This window comes from Pararhizobium qamdonense, from assembly GCF_029277445.1.
GTDB classification, from domain to species: Bacteria; Pseudomonadota; Alphaproteobacteria; order Rhizobiales; family Rhizobiaceae; genus Pararhizobium; species Pararhizobium qamdonense.
On sequence record NZ_CP119570.1, the window covers coordinates 64,066 to 82,848 of the forward strand.

13 protein-coding genes are annotated in these 18,783 nt (G+C 58.1%); all 13 read left to right on the plus strand.

Features of this window, described 5'->3' with window-relative positions; all coding sequences use genetic code 11:
- The first annotated feature begins 51 nt into the window (after nucleotides 1–51).
- Nucleotides 52–408 carry a hypothetical protein gene (locus PYR65_RS30225; protein ID WP_276122565.1) on the plus strand — a complete coding sequence of 119 codons (357 nt, stop codon included), beginning with the start codon at nucleotides 52–54 and terminating at the stop codon, nucleotides 406–408.
- 137 nt (nucleotides 409–545) lie between these two features.
- Nucleotides 546–755, plus strand: coding sequence for a hypothetical protein (locus tag PYR65_RS30230; RefSeq protein ID WP_276122566.1), 210 nt, complete (start codon nucleotides 546–548; stop codon nucleotides 753–755).
- 29 nt (nucleotides 756–784) lie between these two features.
- The gene (locus PYR65_RS30235; protein WP_276122567.1) at nucleotides 785–5,530 is read left to right on the plus strand and encodes a tape measure protein; all 4,746 of its coding nucleotides are present in this window, start codon (nucleotides 785–787) and stop codon (nucleotides 5,528–5,530) included.
- Nucleotides 5,530–5,886 (plus strand): phage tail protein, encoded by a 357-nt coding sequence (locus PYR65_RS30240; protein WP_276122568.1) that lies wholly within the window; start codon nucleotides 5,530–5,532, stop codon nucleotides 5,884–5,886. The genes PYR65_RS30235 and PYR65_RS30240 overlap by 1 nt, the downstream gene beginning before the upstream one ends.
- A 59-nt stretch (nucleotides 5,887–5,945) precedes the next feature.
- Nucleotides 5,946–6,656, plus strand: a complete 711-nt coding sequence (locus PYR65_RS30245; protein ID WP_276122569.1) for a phage minor tail protein L — start codon at nucleotides 5,946–5,948, stop codon at nucleotides 6,654–6,656.
- Nucleotides 6,653–7,408 (plus strand): C40 family peptidase, encoded by a 756-nt coding sequence (locus PYR65_RS30250; RefSeq protein WP_276122570.1) that lies wholly within the window; start codon nucleotides 6,653–6,655, stop codon nucleotides 7,406–7,408. Before PYR65_RS30245 ends, PYR65_RS30250 begins: the two co-directional genes overlap by 4 nt.
- Nucleotides 7,401–7,997: a tail assembly protein gene (locus tag PYR65_RS30255; RefSeq protein ID WP_276122571.1), complete on the plus strand. Its 597-nt coding sequence runs from the start codon at nucleotides 7,401–7,403 to the stop codon at nucleotides 7,995–7,997. Before PYR65_RS30250 ends, PYR65_RS30255 begins: the two co-directional genes overlap by 8 nt.
- Before the next feature lie 3 nt (nucleotides 7,998–8,000).
- Complete coding sequence (gene gpJ, locus PYR65_RS30260) at nucleotides 8,001–16,709, plus strand: TipJ family phage tail tip protein (RefSeq protein WP_276122572.1); 8,709 nt, start codon at nucleotides 8,001–8,003, stop codon at nucleotides 16,707–16,709.
- A 52-nt stretch (nucleotides 16,710–16,761) separates the two neighbouring features.
- On the plus strand, nucleotides 16,762–17,154 hold the full coding sequence (locus PYR65_RS30265) for a hypothetical protein (RefSeq protein ID WP_276122573.1): 393 nt from the start codon (nucleotides 16,762–16,764) through the stop codon (nucleotides 17,152–17,154).
- Nucleotides 17,154–17,549, plus strand: a complete 396-nt coding sequence (locus tag PYR65_RS30270; protein ID WP_276122574.1) for a hypothetical protein — start codon at nucleotides 17,154–17,156, stop codon at nucleotides 17,547–17,549. Before PYR65_RS30265 ends, PYR65_RS30270 begins: the two co-directional genes overlap by 1 nt.
- Before the next feature lies 1 nt (nucleotide 17,550).
- Nucleotides 17,551–17,934: a hypothetical protein gene (locus PYR65_RS30275; RefSeq protein ID WP_276122575.1), complete on the plus strand. Its 384-nt coding sequence runs from the start codon at nucleotides 17,551–17,553 to the stop codon at nucleotides 17,932–17,934.
- Complete coding sequence (locus PYR65_RS30280; protein ID WP_276122576.1) at nucleotides 17,931–18,332, plus strand: hypothetical protein; 402 nt, start codon at nucleotides 17,931–17,933, stop codon at nucleotides 18,330–18,332. The genes PYR65_RS30275 and PYR65_RS30280 overlap by 4 nt, the downstream gene beginning before the upstream one ends.
- Nucleotides 18,322–18,726, plus strand: coding sequence for a hypothetical protein (locus tag PYR65_RS30285; RefSeq protein ID WP_276122577.1), 405 nt, complete (start codon nucleotides 18,322–18,324; stop codon nucleotides 18,724–18,726). The genes PYR65_RS30280 and PYR65_RS30285 overlap by 11 nt, the downstream gene beginning before the upstream one ends.
- Nucleotides 18,727–18,783: the final 57 nt, after the last annotated feature.

Consider the following 18,783-nt stretch of genomic DNA (forward strand, 5'->3'; position numbering starts at 1 on the left):
TGGGTTTTCGCCCAGTAAGTCTTTTTCGTTTCAACAAGGAAGAAACCCCGAATGGCAATGGAACCTGTTTATCTCGACCTGGATGCTATCGACTCCCCGGTCGATTTTACCATCAAGCTCAATGGCAAAGAGCACAAGGTCGTTGAGACCTCGGTCAGCGGCTTTATCAAGACAGCCCGCGCGATCGAAGAGTTGTCGGTCAATGCGTCGGTCGAAAAGGAGCTGGAAGTATCGCTGTCGATTATCCAGCGCACGCTGCCCACCATCCCGAAGGAAGAACTCGAAGGTCTGACGCTCACCCAGCTCAATAAGATCAAAGATTTTGTCATGACCGCAAACGGCGAAAAGGTTGAAGAGCTCAAGCCGGCAGGCGAGGGCGCCTCGGGAAACGCACTCAAGGCGAGCTAAGATCGGTCGATTTCGGTCTTCTGTTCGCCAGGGTCATTCGCACCTTTCACTTCGCCCACGACGAGGTTCTCGCGTTCCCGGTCAAACGCTTCTGGTTCTACCACAAGTGCGTTGATCGACTTCAGGCCCAAGAGGACATGCGTCAGCTCCATCTGCTTGCCGGCGTCACCACACAGGAAGGTGTCGTCAAGCTACAGGAGCGTCTGGTCGAGGAAGTGGGCGAGATCTACGTCCACGCGCTGCCTGCACAGGCAACGCTCGAAATCAACTCCAACGAGCCTGACCCTGCTCTTGAGCGGGAGAAGCTGGAAGCACTGAGGGCAAGCATTTTGCGCGCAGGTCGATAAGTCAATATTGATTTAGTTAGGATGAATGAATGACGGCGATTAAGGTTGAACTGGAACTGGTGGACGGCACGTTCACGACGCGCATGTTGCACGCCGGCGAGACGATCGACCAGTTCAATCGAAACGTCTCACGTTCTTCGCCCTTTCTGCGCAAGATGGCCGCCGACGGTCAGTCCGTTATCCGCTCGATGGAGAAAGCACAGGATGCCGGACAGGGCTTCCTGTCTACCCTTCGCGACGTCTCGATCGTCGCCATAGCCGTCTCTGTCGGCTTCAACAAGATCATCAATATCCAGGATACCTGGGTTGGCGCCGTCGTGCGCACCAATGCCGAGTTTGAACGTCTGACGCACATGCTCCGTTCGATGTCCGGTGCTGCCGATCCCGTCAAGGACGCTGCCGACCAGGTGAAGTCGCTGGTTGATACCGCGAAAGACGCGCCCTTCAGTCTCGACAATCTTACGGCATCTTTCACCAAGCTGAAAGCGACTGGCACGGACCCGATGAACGGCTCGCTTCAGGCCATTCTGGACGGCGTGTCTGCCTTCGGTGGTGACGGCCAGTCCCTCGAGCGCACGGTCCTCGGGATTTCGCAGGCCAGTGGCAAAGGCGTCATCCAAATGGAAGAGCTGCGCCAACAGATCGGCGAGTCGATGCCACAGGCGATGGCGCTGATGGCTGCTTCCATGGGCGTCTCGATGGCGACCCTGATCGACCACATCTCGACGGGTCGCATGGCTGCTGGCGCGTCGCTTGACGCCTTCTACGGCGAGCTCGACCGATCTTTCGGTGGATCGGCGTCGCGCATGATGCAGACCTTCACCGGTCAGCTTGCCCGCACCCGCACCGAGCTGCAGGAATTTGCACAAATCATCGGCGACATCAACAGCGAAACCGGCGATGCCAACCAGGGCGGCTTCTTCGCTACCGTGACCGATCAGCTCCGAGAGTTCAACGAAGCCTTGGCCTCTTCGGGTGGGCAGGTGTTTGCAAAGCAACTCGGTCAGTCGCTCGCCAGTATTGCGCAATGGTTGCAGGCCGTCGCTGAAAAGGCAGTCGAGTTCCGGCACGCGCTCTACAATGCCGCTGAGCTCGCAGCGTGGGTCATCGGTATTCGCACGGCGATTGCGGTTTTGACGTCGCTCAAGGCCGGTTATTCCAGTGTCGTAGCTGGCCTTCAGATCCTCAGCGCCGAGTTCAACAAGTCTTCTGCAGCCGCAGCGCTTCACCAGCGCGCGCTGGCAAACTCTGCTGTGTCTATCGCGTCGATTGATCGCGCATCGCGTCTACAGGCTGCCCTGGGCTTGCGCGCCCTTGCCTCAGCCGCAATGAGCGTCATTCCGGTTGCTGGTATTCTCGGGATCGCAATCTACGAGATCGCTGACGCTTTTGACGTGTTCGGCAACCGCGGCCGGGAGGCCATCGATACCCTGCGTGAGTTCGGCGACATCGCCCGTGACCAGATCCCGAATGCACAAAAGGACATCGACCGACGCCAGGCCGAGCTGAACAAGGAAGTTGCTCAGATGCGCCGGTCGGCGCGCACAGGCATGTATATCGGCATGCCGGGCGAAGATCGCGCCGCACGCCGCGCGGCCGCCCTCAAGGCCGATATGGAAGAGGCTAAGGTCTCCGAGCGTCAGGCGCAGATCGACAAGGACCGCGCTCTGCTGCGTGAAGCGGAGAACAAAGCCGTCGAGGAAGATGCCCGTAAGGCTTCCGACTTTGCTTTGCGTCAGCTCGATCGTCAGACTGCCGCTGAACAGCGCGCCTACCAGATCCGTCGCGAAGAAATTCAGAAGGAAATGGATGAGCGCATCGCTGTTGCGAAGGATGGCGGGAAGAGCATTGACGCCCTGGAAAAGGAGCGCGCTGAACGCCTGCTTGAAAACGCCAAGCAGCTCTACATCGCCCAGCAGGAGCAGCTTCAGAAAGCCGTCGGAGATCTGTGGAGCCAGAACGGCATTGGGCCGATGCAGCTTACCAGCCAGCTTCAGCTCGACGAGTTGCTCAAGCGCCTGGACGCTGTGCGTGAAAAGCAGGCCGGCCTCCGTATCAACGGCGACCTGCCCGACGTTGGCACTGCCTCGACCACCGATAAGGACGTCGAGAAGCTGCAAAAGCTGTTCGGCAAGACCTCGGACGACGTTGCAGGCCTCGAAGACAAGCTCAATGGCGCCAATGACGAGCTGGGTGAGTTCCTGGCGAAGTTTGCGCGCGGTGCTTACGGCGACAAGTCCAATGTCCAGGTTAAGGAGCTGGCTCAGTCGATCGCCGATCTGATGCGTCGCAAGGCAGCCCTCGAGGAGATGAATGAGGGCGCCGAGGATCTTCAGAGCGACATCGAAAGTGCGCGCCTGAAGCTGATCGAAAAGCGCATGGAGCTTGAAGAGAAGGCCCGCGGCGAGGAGCTTACCGAGGGCGAGAAAATCCGGATGAAGATCGAGCAGGGTGCCTACAAAGGTCTCGGCCCGAACTCACCGGCGCTGGCTGCCCTGCAGGATTCGATCAAAGGGTTGACCATGCAGGGTCGCGTCACTGATGCGGTCGGCACGTCGATGGACAAGACCTTCGGACAAACCACTGTCGGCAAGGTTACGACCCTCAATGACGTTCTCAGCAAGACTCTCGGAATTGTCACCGGCATTGGCGATGGCGTCAACGGCGTGAATTTTGGGCAGTTGTTCGCTGGTCTGCCGACGGTGCAGGGTATGGGCGAAGCCTGGAAGGGCTTTGCCGGCGCAGCGAGCAAAGTTTTTGGCGGTGCCAACCTGATGTCCGGCAACATGCAGCAGTGGGGCAACCCGAACGCGCCTGGCTGGAAAGACAACAATATCACTAGCATCACGACCGACAAGGGTTTGCAGGTCCAGGTGCACAAGGCTGCGGCTGACGCTTTCAAGGGCTTCCTGAACGAGCTCTCAGCCACCGGATACGACATCAAATCTCTGGGCGGCTACAACCTGCGAAACAAGCGCGGTCGTAATTCGCTGTCCGAACATGCTTTTGGCAACGCCATCGACATCAATCCGGGTGCGAACCCGATGAACAAAGACCTGATCACCGATATGCCGAAGAACATCTCGGCACTTGCGGCAAAATATGGTCTGTCGTGGGGCGGTGATTGGTCTTCCATCAAAGACGCCATGCATTTCGAATGGCGCGGCGGGAAGCAGGCCTCTACAGCTCAGCCGGCCGTCGATCTGAACAAGCCCTTCGACATCAACAATCCCTTCGAAAGCAAATCCGTCGTTGATACGAGTGCGGTCTACGGCGAAGCAAACGTATTTCTCGAGAAGCGTAATCAGCTCCTCGAGGCGGCTCGACTTGCAACAACGGCTCTGACCGAGGAGGAAAGCAAGCTCAACGACGACACCAAAGCCCAGGTCGGCGTCGATAAGAAGGCCGAGCTGGTTCGCATGATCGATGAGGCCAAGGAAAGCCTCGACGGTCTCGATAAGAACTACCGCGCCGTCTCTAAGCTGATCTCTGCCGGTAAGTTCGGCGATAAAAACCCTGAAACCGAGCAGAACCGGGAGCTGCTGCGCCTGGCGCGCGAACTCGACGCGGCTGAAAAGTCTCGCGGCGATCGCAAGCAGGCTGCCGGCAACATTGAAAACAGCGAGGTCCGGATCAAGGAGCAGGAGCTTCAGCTTCAGCGCCAGATCAACGAGCTGAAGGCAAAGGCCAAAGATCCGAACATGCGCCTCGAGAGCTCCGGTCTCGTTTCGCTGCGCGAGGATATGGACAAATATCTCGCCGACGTCGCGACCGTCTACGATCAGGACAGCGATCAATATCGTGCAGCGCTTGAGAAGAAGCGCCAGGCGCTTGCGATGTTCGGTCAGACCGAGCTGTTGCAGGACGTTTCAACCTCGAATGCCAAGACGCGCGAGCTTCAACGCGGTTTGATGACCGAGGGTCAATCCCGCCAGGCTGCCATGCAGCAGGAGCTGGCCGAGGTAGACGCCAAGATGACCTACTACCGTCAGCAGGGTCAGCTCGACGTGGCCGCGACCGAGCAATTCGAAGCCGAAAAGGCCGCTATTCGCAAGAAGTATGCGGCTCAAGATCCGATGAGCAAGCAGATGGCCGAGTGGGGCGATCTGCAGGGTAATCTGGCGAAGACTTCGACGCAGTGGACCGATGCGCTCGCTGACGGTCTCACGGGTCTTGTGACTGGAACTGGCGACCTGAAAAGTATGATGCAGTCGCTGCAGAATGTAGCCAATCAGGTGATCAGCATGTTCATCAAAAAGGCAATGTCGGGTTTGATGGGTCCGAAGACCCCGAACGCCAGTGGGGCCGGTGGCAAAGCCTCTAAGGCCGCAGGTCCAGCTAAGGCAGCGAAGGCGACTGTGGGCGCCGCTCACACCGGCGCGATGCTGGGGCAGGGCGTATCGATGACCCGCCTGGTCAATCCTGCGGTATTCAAGAATGCCAAGAAGTATCACTCCGGGGCAAACCGCATCGGTGGCCGTCGTCTGCTGCCTGGCGAGATCCCGATCATCGCCAAGAAGGACGAGGGCATTTTCACCAAGGAGCAGATGGCTGCCATGGGCGGTCAGATGGGCGGTGCGGGCAATACCTCGCAGCAGATCTCCGTCAACGCGCCGGTAACGGTCAACGCAAGCGGCGGAACGCCCGAGCAGAATGCGGATCTGGCAAAGCAGATCTCTTCGGAAATCGAAGGCACCATGCGCGGTGTGGTCGTCGATGAGGTGATGCGCCAGATGCGGCCAGGAAACATGCTGTCACCAGGAAAGGGTCGCTAATGGCACTCCCCACTTTCATTCCGTCGCTCGCGCCGTCGCCGGGCATCGGTCGTAAGACCAAATACAATATCCTCGCCGCTGAGTTCGGCGAGGGTTACAGCCAGCCCACCCGCGCCAGCGTCAATCATCGCAAGCGTGAGCTGTCGATCGCCTGGGAAACGCTCACAGACACGCAAGCCTGGGAGATCAGCAACTTCCTCGATGAACGGGGAGGCGACCGGCCGTTCTACTACAAGCCGCCTCGTGAGACCGTTGCCTTGAAGTGGACATGCGAAGAATTTGACGACACCGTGAATAGCAACGGCACCCGCAAAATCACGGCGACTTTTATTCAATCGTTCTCACATCAGGTCTAATTCAGGGTTGGCAGTCAATCAATATTGATTTACCATAGTGGCTTCTTCAAAGGAGCTTCATGGTTACGATCTACCAGTCCGCGCAAAGCCTTACCCCAGGCGAATACGTCTCACTCTTCCGTCTCGACGCAACGTCGGTCGGAGGTGCGATGTTCTATTTCGTTCAGGGGCGCGTTGAGGGTGGAGCCGTCATTCATGACGGGATCACATACCAGCCGGCTGACGTCGAGTTCGAGGGCTTCGAGGTTTCGGGGCAGGGCGCTCTGCCGACCCCGACGCTGCGCATGTCCAATGCCGACGGCCTCATTCAGACAGCGATCAACACCTATGGCGACCTTCTGGGTTGCGAGGTTCGACGCATTCGCACTTTTCGGCATCATCTCGATGACGGCTCTGATCCCGATCCGACGGCAATTTTCGGACCCGACGTCTTTAAGGTCGATCGCAAGGCGACTGAAAACTCGGTCTACGTGGAATGGGAATTGTCGGCTGCGATCGACCAGGAGGGCAAGAAGCTACCCGGTCGCCAGGTCATCCGTGACACCTGCCTGTTCCGCTACCGCGCCTACAACGCGAATACTCAGACCTTCGACTACTCGAAGGCTCTCTGTCCCTACACGGGCACCAAATACTTCGACAAGCAGAACCTTCCGACGACCAAGGCCAAGGATCAGCCATCGCGCACGGTTGACTGCTGCAAACTCCGCTTCGGCGAGAAAAACCCGCTGCCTTTCGGTGGCTTTCCTGGCGTTGGAAGGGTTCGTCCATGATTTTCAATGAGAAGATTGTCTCTGCGGCGCAAATGCACGCTCGCGATGCGTATCCGAACGAGTCCTGCGGGATCGTTGTAGGCGGCCAGTATATGCGCTGCCGGAACATCGCCGAGGTTCCAACGCAGGATTTTGCGATCCACCCCGCGGACTACAAGAACGCGATCCTGACCGGTCGGATGCAAGCCATTGTTCACTCGCATCCCGATGGCCCGCTTCATCCGTCCAAGACCGACATGGAAAGCCAGATCAAGACCGATGTGCCGTGGGCGATCATTCCGCTCGACGAAGACCGCATGGGTGCCCCGATCATCTGGGGTGACGACGACAATATTCCGCCGTTGCTCGGTCGCGAGTTCGTGCCTGGTGTAACCGACTGCTTTGCGTTGATCCGAGACGTCTTTCGTCTCGGTCGCGAAGGCTGTGCGGCGCAGGGCATCGAATGGCCGCTCGATCCCATCCTGATCGCCGAACAACCGCGCGACGAGGGTTGGTGGGCTTCAGGCGAGGATCTCTACATCGACGGCATGGCTGGCGAGGGTTTCGTCGAAGTTCCAGCCTCCGAAATCCGTCCGGGCGACGTGTTCCTGCTCAAGTGGCAATCCGAGAAGTTCAATCACGGTGGCGTGCTGCTGACCTACGACACCATCGCCCAGCATTTTCCCAAGCGCCAATCGCGTCGCGAACCGTCCGGTTTGTGGGCTCGCCATGCCGAAATGTGGATCCGATACGTGGGAAAATCCAATGCGTAAAATCTACCTCCACGGCGAATTGGGCAAGCGCTACGGCTACGAGCTCGAGCTGGACGTTGCGACGGCAGCCGAGGCTGTTCGCGCGCTCTGCGTAAACTTTCCCGACTTCGAGCGCTACATGCGCGCCGGCGAGTTTCATGTCGTTCGCGGCAAGGACATCGACCGCGGGACGGACCTCGATCTCGATCTTTGCACCACCTACAAGCTCGGCAAGGCGCCTCTTCATATTGCTCCGGTAATCGTCGGCTCCAAACGGGGCGGCCTTCTCAAGGTCGTGCTTGGCGTGGCTCTCGTGGGCGCCGCGTTCCTTTTTTCGGGCGGCGCGCTGGCAACCCCGATCATGAGTGGCGCTTTGGGCGGAGCAACCTACGGAAACATGGCAATGCTTGGCGTCGCGTTGGCCGTCGCCGGCGTGAGCCAGATGCTGGCGCCTGAAGAAAAGGCCGAAGGCAAGGATGAGTCGTTTCTCCTGTCCGGCCCCGGAAATACCTACGAGCAGGGAGGCGCTCTGCCCCTCGTTTACGGCGAAGTTATCACAGGCGGGGTCTTGGCCTCGATCGGTATCGATATTGAACAGCTTGGGAAGTAAGGCATGACGATTTATGACAGCGCTAGTCAATCAACTTTGACTGATGAACCCGTCATCCAGGGCTCCAAGAGCGGTGGTAAGGGCAAAGGCGGGGGAGGTGGCTCAAACGCGAGCAACACTCTGCGTTCGAAGGCGCGTGCACGCTGGGTTGAAATCATCTCTGAAGGTCCATGCGTCGGCATCGTCGGCAGCCCGTGGGGTAAGGGCGTCTATTTCGAACAGACGCCGGTCGTCAACGAAAACGGCACGAAGAATTTCGAGAACGTCAAAATCTGGCAGCGCCTTGGTTATCCCGACCAGGAGCACCTCAATGGCGTGCCGCAGGTGGAGACGCCTTTCCAGGTCGAGACGCAAGTCAAGTTCAACGTTGGCCCAATCGTTCGCACGATCAACGAGGAAAACGCGGACTCTGTGCGCGTCATCATGCGCCTGCCGGCGCTCGTGAAGCAGAACTCAAAGAGCGGCAAGCTCGAGACCGCATCGGTTTCCTACGGGATCGATGTTCGCGGCTACGCTGGCACCTGGGTTCGCGCTCACACCGAAGAAATCGTCAATCAGAAGACCACTTCCGCTGTTCAACGCGCTCACCGCGTTGAGCTGCCCTTGGGCGGTCATCCCTGGGATATTCGCGTTGTTCGGCTGACGGAAGATAGCGACGAGGATACCCTTTCTAACGACACGTTCTTCGAGAGCTACACGGTGCTCGTCGAGGGCAAGTTCACCTATCCAAACACTGCGCTCGTCGCGATGGAAGTGAACGCCGAGGACATGGGTCAGTCAGTGCCGGCGCGCAACTATCGCTATCGCGGTCTGATCGTCTCGGTTCCGTCGAACTACAATCCAACAACCAGAGTCTACACTGGCGTTTGGAACGGCACCTTCAAGCAGGCGTGGACGAACAACCCGGCCTGGATCTTCTACGACCTTCTGACCAACGATCGCTATGGCCTTGGCGAGTTCGTCAGTGCGCAGATCGTTGATAAGTGGTCACTCTACCAGATCGCGCAGTATTGCGATGCGCAGGTCAAGACGGGCTTCAAGAACACCACGACGGGTGCCGATATCTATGAGCCTCGTTACACTTTCAATGGCGTTCTGCGTTCGCGTGAGGACGCCTGGCGCGTTCTGCAGCAGATCTCGACCGCATGGCGCGGGATGGCCTACTGGTCGCTGGGTCAGGTCTTTGCGACGGCTGACATGCCGGAAGATCCGGTTAAGCTGTTTTCGCCTGCCAACGTCATCGGCGGGGAGTTCAACTATTCGGGCACTTCGCAAAAAGCTCGCCACTCTGTAGCGCTTGTCACCTACAACAACCCGGACGACTTCTATCGATCGGATATCGAGCCGGTTATCAACGAGGAAGGCCTGCAGCGTTGGGGCTGGCGTGAGAAGGCTGTTGCCCTGCAAGGCTGCACCTCGCGCAGTCTGGCGCATCGTTACGGCAAATGGATCCTCGATACCGAGCAGAACGAGACCGAAACGGTCGATTTTACGGCTTCCTGGGACTCGACTGACGTCCGGCCGGGCAACATCATCGCCGTCGCTGATCCGGCCAAGGCCCAGGTTCGCATCGGTGGTCGCCTCAAGGCCGCAGAAACCCAGAAGCTCTGGCTCGACTTTCCGTTCAAGCCGGTCAACGGCTCGACCTACCAGATCTATGCGACCATGCCCGACGGCGAGGTTAAGCTGCTCGAAATCGATCACTTCGAAAACGAGGTGTTCGTTGACGGTCAGAGTGCCGGCTACGACCGTGTTGCGCTGAAGATCGCTCAGAGCACGCTCCCGCTTGTGAACTCGATGTGGGTCATTCGCGGCACGGATATCCAGCCGCGCCTCTATCGCGTCATCACGATCAAGGAAGACAAAAAGAACCTCTTCAAGATCACTGCCCTGTTCCACGATCCGAACAAGTTTGCTCGCGTCGAGGACATGAAGTCGTTGATCCCGACGACATATTCGCGCCCGAAGAACGAAAGCTTGCCGCCTGAGAACCTTCAGGTGCGCGAAGTGAGCTATCTGGTCAACGGCCAGCCCAAGTCATCGCTCACGCTGTCGTGGAGCAATCCGCTCGACTATCTGACCAAGGAATACGAGGTTGCCGTCCTGTCGCCTGACAGCGGCTACAACACCATTGGCACGACCCGAAACAACTCCATCGACGTCTCCGACCTGGCTGATGGAGAATACACATTCTACGTCTATGCCATCAACCACTCGTCGGTTCGCTCGTTGCCGGCCAGCCTCGTCTATGAGGTTGCCGGCTGGCAGGTCTCGCCGCTCGCAAAGGTCACGGATCTCGTTCTGGTGGGTGGTGATACGGCGACGACCTTCGTCGGAACCGAGATCAACGTCAAGTGGACGAATAACTTCCCGGCGACTACCGATACGACCAAGACCGACGGCACGCCGTCTGACATTCGCAGTCCGTTCTTCGCTTACAACACCGTCCAGGTTTACGAGGCGCAGTCGAATGTGCTGCTGCGCGAAGAGCGCGTTTACAACCAGCGCTACACCTACTCGCTCGCGATGAATATTGCCGACGGCAAGGCTGTTGGTAATATCGGTCCAAGCCGGAACGTCCGCTTCGAGGTGAGTGTCACCGACACGCTCTCGCGCACGTCCGCTGAAGCGCTCCTCACGGTCAACAACCCCGTTCCCGCGTCGTTCCAGCCAAGCGTCTCGCCGAATGGCAAGATGCTTTTCTTGCGCTGGAACTTGCCGAACGAACTGGACGTGCGCGGGTCGCTCATCTGGATCTCGACGCAACAAGGCTTCAATCCGCTTCAGACGGCTCCCTACTTTGACGGAACTGGCACCGTTCTGAGCTACATCGGCGCTGCGAGCACGACGTATTACATTCGCGCCGCTGCCTACGACTCATTCGGGAAAACTGGTCTGAACATCTCTCCTGAGATGTCCGTCAGCACACTGGCTGAGTTTGACCTCACGCCTCCAAACCAGCCGACCGGTCTTGCGGTCGCCTCGAGCGCAACAAAAGACGGCCGCGCGAAGATGGTCTCGACCTGGACGGCGAATAGCGAGAGCGATCTCGCCTATTACGATGTGCAGATCAAGGAAGGCACTGGCAATTACGTCAGCTTCATCAGCTCGACGAACCGGCATGAAATCGAGGTCTTTGCAGGCGTATCGTTCACCGTGCGTGCGCGCGCGGTCGATAAGCTCGGCAATGCGTCCGCGTTCTCGACGGAAGTTGCGCATGTTGCTGCAGCCGACACAGTAGCGCCTGCGGTCCCGACCGGGCTGACCACCACTGGCACCTTTAAGGGCGCCTGGATCCAGTGGACGCCGAACACCGAAATCGACCTCGAATATTACGAAATCTACGAAAGCGCGACCAATGCTGCGCCGGCTACAGGTGCTGCGGCCACTTTCACCAAGCAGACGAGCAGCACGTTCTATCGCAGTGACCTGCCGGAAGGCGTCACCCGCTACTACCGCCTGCGCGCTGTCGATACCTCGGGCAATAAGTCCGCGTGGACGGCCGCTGTGGCCGTTGCAACGCTGACCTTTGACGGGCAGGTTCCGGCGCCCGCCGTTCCGGCAGGTCTGACGCTGGCCTCGGAAGTCTCGATCACTGCTCAGGGCAACGTGACGGCGACCATTCGCGTCACCTGGACGGCTGTTGCGGGCGCTTCGGGGTATGACATCGGCATCACCGGTGGCACGGCTGCAGAAGCGTTCAGCTCCACGGGCTCCAACTCGTTCGAATTCACCGGCCTTCCCGGCATTGTCTACAAGGTGCGCCTGCGTTCTGTCGGCCCGAGCGGCAGCAAGAGCGCACACACGGCTCAGTCCACGATCACGCCTGCGGGCGATACAGTCGCTCCGGCTGTTCCGAGCGCACTTACGGCCACGGCTGGCTTCCAGGAGATCTGGCTCAAGTGGGCCGGTGGCACTGAGAACGATTTCAGCTTCTTTGAGGTCTACGAAAGCACGACATCGACGGCGCCAGTAGCTGGCACTGCCGCAACTTTCACGACGCCCGCGACGACGCAGCCGCGCACGAGCCTGGCTGCCGGCACGCAGTTCAATTATTGGGTCCGCGCTGTCGATACGTCCGGCAACAAGTCTGCCTGGTCTCCGGTCGCGACGGCTACGACCCTGACGCTTGATGGCACGCAGCCCGCTCCGGTCGCGCCCGTCGCCCCGACGCTCAGCTCTACCCTTGTCGCTCAGAACGGTGGTGGCTTCGTCGCCAAGGTCCGTGCGACCTGGGCTGCAGTCGCAAACGCTACCTCCTACGAGATCGGCGTTCTGCGCGCTGGCGCGACCGAGAGTTTCATCACTTCGGGCACCAATTCAGTCGAGTTCGATGGCGTTCCGGGTGTTGCATATACGGTGCGCGTTCTTTCGGTCGGCAACGTAGGCCAGAAGAGCGCTTACGGCCCGACGACTGTCATCACGCCTGCGGGTGATGCTGCTGCTCCTGCGACTCCTACGGGCCTCGCTGCGATCGGTGGCTACGGTGTCGTTTGGCTGAAGTTCAATCGCAACACCGAAAGCGATCTTCGCCTCTACGAAGTCTACGAGAGCGCGTCCACGACGGCGCCGGTCGCCGGCACTGCCGCAACCTACGCGACCTTCAGCGAGACCTTCGTTCGCCAGGGACTGACCGGCGTCACGACCTTTAACTACTGGATCCGTGCAGTCGATTATACGGGCAACAAGTCGGCCTGGTCGGCCCGTGTCGCTGCGACCACCTCTGATATCGACACCTCGATCACGACCGAAAAGCTTGCTGGCCTGATCGACATGACCAGCTACGCCGCTGGCCTGACCGGTATGGGTATCGGCACTGCGCTGCCGGCCGCACCGTTCACCGCGACGACGCCCAAGACCTTCTACAATACGACCGACAAGACCAACTATATCCAGAAGACGGATGGTTCTGGCTGGTTGAAGCAGTCGGATGCGAGCCTGATCGTCGGACAGCTTGTTGCCGGCCAGATCGCGGCTGGTGCCATTGGCGCTGATCAGATCGGCGCGAATGCTGTCACGGCTAAGCACCTCGTTGTTACCGATTCAAACAACCTGATTTTGAATGGTAATTTCCAGCAGGGCCTTGATGGCTGGACCCGTTTGACCGGCAATGTGTCGGTAATTGATACTGCAACAGGTCCGTCTAAGACTGCCATCGTGCTGACCCGCACAACGACTGAGGCGTCCGCTACGTTCGGTGCCAACTTCAACAACGCAGGCACAGAGCCTTTCGGCATTTTCGCAGCCGCAGGTGATCAGCTTTATGTTGAATGCTGGGCCATGTGCACGGTCGCTGGTTCGAACACGATTGTTGACCTTCCGCGCCGCGCAAAGAGTGATGGCGGGATCAGTAGTCTTGGCGGCATTAACGCAAACCTCACCACGGCTAACGTCTGGCAGAAGGTTTCTACCCCAATCAACGTTGGCATTGATTGCTACATTTACCCGCGTGCCGCAAACGGCGTGAACAACTCGACGCTTCAGGTATCTGATATTCGCGTGTTGCGTCGTAATGCTGCAAAGCTTGTCGTGGATGGAAGCCTGACGGCCAACATGGTCACGACCGGCGAGTTCATCACCGGCGCAGCTCAGATCAAGAACGCCATCATTGGTGACGCTCACATTTCGAGCCTTTCAGCCGCATTGCTGCGCGCCGGGACTGCGCTCGCCGCGACCATCACGGTTTCCGGAACGGCACTCAGCACCATCAACTCCAACGCGGCTTTGGGCGCACAGGATCCAGCTACTCGTATCAATGCCGCCTCGACCAAGATCGATCCAGGCAAGATCGTCATCTCCGGCGCGACCACCCTTGCGGATTGGCGCGGCACGGACACGACGACCATCAACGGCGGGGCGATCGAGGCGAATACGATCAAGATCAAGTCGGTGCTCGTCGCCGACGGCCAGAACCTGATCCAGAACGGCAACCTTGAAGACACGGATAACGCCTACGACTATTGGGGCGCCGTTGGCGCGGGCAATTCGATCTCCTACGTCGTTGATCCCACGACGGCCCTGACTGGACCTTCGTTCATTCGGCTGCAGAAGGCCACGCTTACGGCCTCCATGAACTCCTTGAGTATCTTCTTCACCTCCTGCGTTCCGGGTGAGGTTTTGCAGTGGGAGACGGCCATCAAGGGCAATGCGGCTGCTGCTCTCGGCGCATACGTTCGTTTGCACTGGTATACGAGCGCCAAGGCGACGATGAGCACGCCGCAGTATACCGACCTCGTGAACAATGGCGCCATCACCACTTCTTGGGTGCCGAGGGAAGGCAAGATCACGGTTCCTGCGAATGCGGCGTTCTGCCGTCTTCAGCTCTACAACCACAGCACCAACACCACTGCTTCGCAGGTGGACTACGATCGCCTGATCATCCGTCGTGCCAATGGCGCAGTCACGATCGCCAACGGCTCCCTGACTGCACCTATGGTCACGGCTGGCGAGTTCATCACCACTGCGGCCCAGATTAAGAACGCGATCATTGGTGACGCTCACATCACCAGCCTGTCTGCTGCGCTTCTCCGCGCCGGCACGGCCCTTGCAGCTACACTGACGATCTCCGGAACTGCGCTTTCGACGGTTCAGAGCAATGCCGCCCTTGGCGCGCAGGATCCGGCATCGCGCATCAACTCCGCATCCACGCAGATCGACCCTGGCAAGATCGTCATTTCGGGTGGCACGACGCTCGCCAACTGGCGCGGTTTGACCGACACCACAAAGATCTTCGGCGGAAGCATCGAGACCGATACCATCACGGCTCGTCAGCTTCTTCTTGGCGATTTTTCTAACATGGTCGTCAATGATTGGACCTCTGGGAATACCGAAGGGTGGTCAATCGGCGCAGGTGGTGGATACTCGTATCTGGCTTCAGAGGCTACACAGCCGCAGGGCAGCCATCGTGTCAACGCTAATACACGCGATCAGGCATCTTCGCCTTGGATGACGGCCTCCCCGGACGAAGTTTATTATCTTTCCGTCTGGGTCTACAACGCGGCTACCGAAAACGCGAACTTGATGCTTAATTGCGTTGACGCAGTTGGCGCAAACCCTGTCTGGATCACCGCGCAGGCAACCACTGTTAAGAACGCCTGGCTTCGTCTTGAAGGCCGGGTGACAGTGCCGGCTGGAAAGAGCCGCGTCCGCATCCTGCTTCAGTGCGACAAGACCGCAACTGGCGGAAACCATACTTGGTGGGCTAAGCCTGTTCTCCGTCGCGCCACTGGCAATGTAATGATCGAGAACGGCGCGATCAGTGCCGACAAGCTCGTTACAACTTCAGCCGTAATCACTGGCACAGCTCAGCTCGCCGATGCTGTCGTCACGACGGCTAAGATCGCCAGCTTGAATGCCGACAAGATCAACGTCGGTGGTCTGAATGCCGGCATCACCGTCGGCTCGACGGGCGTCTCGATCGGAACGGTTGAAAGCCGGGCCGGCAACCCCGCCGCGCGTATCAACGCTGTCGCAACAACCATTGACCCCGGCAAGATCCTGATCTCAGGTGGCACGACGCTGGCTAACTGGCGCTCGGGCTCCGACACGACCAAGATCGAAGGTGGTAATCTTTCCACGAACTCGGTCAACGCCAACTCGCTGAAGATCGGTTCTCGCGGCCTGACAGTTGCGGGCTTTAACTTCCGCATCGAAAGTGGCGTGCTGACGTGGGATACGGGCTATGTCTCGTATACCAACGACGCGGGCGGGCAGGACACGATCACTGTGAACGCCGGTTCTATTGGCTACAATGGCTGGACCGGCATCTACTTCCAGAAGGGAAACGTCAACCTTCACTGGCGCAACGACAGCAACGGTGGTTGGAACAATCTCGCCACCAACGACACCTGTGTTCTGTTCTGCACCTGGCAAGGCGGCGCAAGTCTGGCTGTCACCTATGGCGGCACGATCATTGACGGTTCGCAGATCGTCACTGGCACGGTTAAGGCTGCGCAGATCGGCGCCGATCAGATCCAGGGTATTCACGTTCAGTCGGATACTATGGAATCGCGTCACCTCAAGACCGACTCCATCAATGCCCGTCACCTCGTATTGACGGACTTCGATAACCTTGTTCCGAACGGTAACTTCCAGCAGGGACTCTCCCCGCACGAAACGCTCAGTTTCAGCGGCCCGACCGGCGCCGGTATGTATACGGAGAGCGGCGCCAACAATAACTCCGGCAGCACTTACCTTGTGATCGACAGGAGCACGTCGCCCGGTGACTGCGTAATCACTTCCAAGAACGGCATTCCCGTCGCGCCTGGGGAGGTTATGGCTATCTCTGTTGCCGTAAGGGGCGGGGCGAACTTTGGTAATGGTCTCTACGTCCGCATGGTTTGGCTCAACAAGGACGGTGCGGGTATCGGAGAAGCTGTCAACATCTACGAGAATGGTTCGTATTCCACCACATGGACGTCGATCAAGGGCCAGGCCACTGCGCCGGCAAACGCTAAGTTCTGCCTGTTTCGTCTTTATGCCAACGGCGGAACAGGGCCGGGTCAGTATGTTCTGGTTGACGACATTCGTATTAGCCGCGCTTACGGTGCGAGCCTGATTGTGCAGGGGTCTATTTCGGCAGACAAGATGAACGTCGGCCAGCTTTCCGAGGTAGCTACTGATGCCGGAACGATCACTGCAGGAAAGCTTCAGTCGGCCGATGGCAAGATGGTGGTTGATCTTACTGGAAAGAGGATCGTTATGTCGGACTAATGCGGTAAGTCAATATTTACTTATTGTGTTCGTCTTGGTAGATTGAGGTTGTATGGGAAAGCGTCTTTCTTTTGGTCAGTGGGTGGATGGATCTTGGCGGTTGCGCGTGAGCGCAGCCGGCTTTGACGTTGACACGGCGCTTGCTGACATGCGCATCGTGTTTGACAGCTCGCTGAACGGCTACGGCGTTGTGTGTCAGACAGGCACGTTCAATATGAACACAGCCACGACCTACGCCAATACGAAAATCGTTTCTTGGGCGAACGTCGGTTTTAAGCCCGTGGTCTATACTCTTTTTGGACCTACGAACGCGCGGAAAACCTACCTGAGCCAGCAGCAAGACATTCGTTTGCGTGTCAATAACGATGGTCTTTACCTCACCGGCAAGCCAGGCGTCACAACGCTGCTCTACTACGCAATGCTCAATCAGCAGGTGGCTGCCTGATGGTCGATCGTGTCTGCATTGGTCTGAACAACGGAAATTGGATCGCACGCATTTCGAAGCCCGGCATCGATGTCTTGACGGCAACGAGTGTGGGTCAATTCTATATGCACGAGGATTTTCCTAGTCACCGTGTCTTGCAAGCTGGCTCGATCCTATTTGCCACTAATTCGCTAACGGCGACCCTTACCTATCCCAACCGCGGCTTTGTGCCGATCATCTTCGCCTGCGTAGGCGATGTCGATAGCGTTGGTTGGCCCTATCGAAGCGGCGGTAACTTGATTGGAACATGGGCGATCTCCCAGGCGCCAACCGCAACCTCATGCGTCTTCACCCGCCAAACAACCTCGAGCGCCGCCTTGTATATCCACTATGCAATTTTCCCAATGGTGAACTGATATGGCTGAGCGAGTTCTCTTGCTTCCAACCGGCCTATGGGTATCGAAGGCTGGCATTAATGTTTCGGATTCGCTGAACGAGGATGATTACATTTTCAGCTCCTCCTTTAAGGCTAGCCGGGTTTTCAAGTCAGGCTCGGTCAGCCTGCCCGCTCAATCAAACATAACCGTCAGTTACGGTCGGACCATGAATGGTGCGCCGATGGGCATATTCTACGTGCTTGAAGGTTCGAACTACATCCACCCCAGTATGCAGAATGTCGTCAGCCCTTCGCCTGAAACGCTCGAATATCGAGCGATATTCAATCCGTCCGATGTGCTCTTCATCAACAGCACGTCCACTGCACGCGTCTTCCACTATGTCGTAAAGGAGCTCGAAACATGATTGTCATTCATACCGAGAACGGTGAAATCACCCAGACCGTCTCTGACCCAGTTCCACCCGACCACGCGCAGTTCCTCGCCGATGAGGGTAATCTCTTCATCGAAGTGGAGACCTACCCAGCGATCGGGGAGCTTTACGAGAAGTATTACGTCCTTGACGGAGAGCTAATCGAGCGTCCGGTTTTCAGCCTGCCGGCCGCAATGACCTTGATGGTAGGGGAAAACCATACGTTCGAGCACCTGCCGCATCCCTGCGAGATTGAGCTCAACGGCAAAACCGTTGTCGTCACGGACGGTCGATTAGAGACGGCAGCAAAGATGGCTGCGACCTACCAGCTCGAATTTCGACACTGGCCGTATATTAATCACTCGATGAAGGTAGTCATCAATGACGCTTGATTTCATTTGGGATCTTGAGCCGATCAAGATCGCGGCACTCGCAGACATCGACACTCAAGCTGAAGCTGTGCGCGGCCGTTTCATGACGCTCGGCTCTGGGCAGGCTATGGTCTATGACCAGAAGCGCGACGAGGCGGAAACATTCATGGAGAACCCTGATATCGCGCCCGGTCTCATTCCTCATCTCGTGTCAGAGTCGGTCATGAACGGAATTTCCCCCTTCGACCAGGCGGTGATTTACCTAACGATGCGGCAGATCTGGCTGACGGTCTCTCCGGTGATCGAGGAGCGCCGTCTCGCTGCAAAGACGGCTGTTGCAGCCGCAACGACCCCTGCGGCCATCTATGAAGCACAGTCGATCGATTGGAGTGATCTCGAGGCACTCGTGGCGTAAACAAGTTGCCATGGGAATCCAGCTTGCATATAATGGTCAGTAAATATTGATTTACCG

Coding starts and splice junctions, on each gene's coding strand:
- PYR65_RS30225 (WP_276122565.1), top strand. CDS start 52: ATGGCAATGGAACCTGTTTATCTCGACCTGGATGCTATCGACTCCCCG.
- PYR65_RS30230 (WP_276122566.1), top strand. CDS start 546: ATGCGTCAGCTCCATCTGCTTGCCGGCGTCACCACACAGGAAGGTGTC.
- PYR65_RS30235 (WP_276122567.1), top strand. CDS start 785: ATGACGGCGATTAAGGTTGAACTGGAACTGGTGGACGGCACGTTCACG.
- PYR65_RS30240 (WP_276122568.1), top strand. CDS start 5,530: ATGGCACTCCCCACTTTCATTCCGTCGCTCGCGCCGTCGCCGGGCATC.
- PYR65_RS30245 (WP_276122569.1), top strand. CDS start 5,946: ATGGTTACGATCTACCAGTCCGCGCAAAGCCTTACCCCAGGCGAATAC.
- PYR65_RS30250 (WP_276122570.1), top strand. CDS start 6,653: ATGATTTTCAATGAGAAGATTGTCTCTGCGGCGCAAATGCACGCTCGC.
- PYR65_RS30255 (WP_276122571.1), top strand. CDS start 7,401: ATGCGTAAAATCTACCTCCACGGCGAATTGGGCAAGCGCTACGGCTAC.
- gpJ (WP_276122572.1), top strand. CDS start 8,001: ATGACGATTTATGACAGCGCTAGTCAATCAACTTTGACTGATGAACCC.
- PYR65_RS30265 (WP_276122573.1), top strand. CDS start 16,762: ATGGGAAAGCGTCTTTCTTTTGGTCAGTGGGTGGATGGATCTTGGCGG.
- PYR65_RS30270 (WP_276122574.1), top strand. CDS start 17,154: ATGGTCGATCGTGTCTGCATTGGTCTGAACAACGGAAATTGGATCGCA.
- PYR65_RS30275 (WP_276122575.1), top strand. CDS start 17,551: ATGGCTGAGCGAGTTCTCTTGCTTCCAACCGGCCTATGGGTATCGAAG.
- PYR65_RS30280 (WP_276122576.1), top strand. CDS start 17,931: ATGATTGTCATTCATACCGAGAACGGTGAAATCACCCAGACCGTCTCT.
- PYR65_RS30285 (WP_276122577.1), top strand. CDS start 18,322: ATGACGCTTGATTTCATTTGGGATCTTGAGCCGATCAAGATCGCGGCA.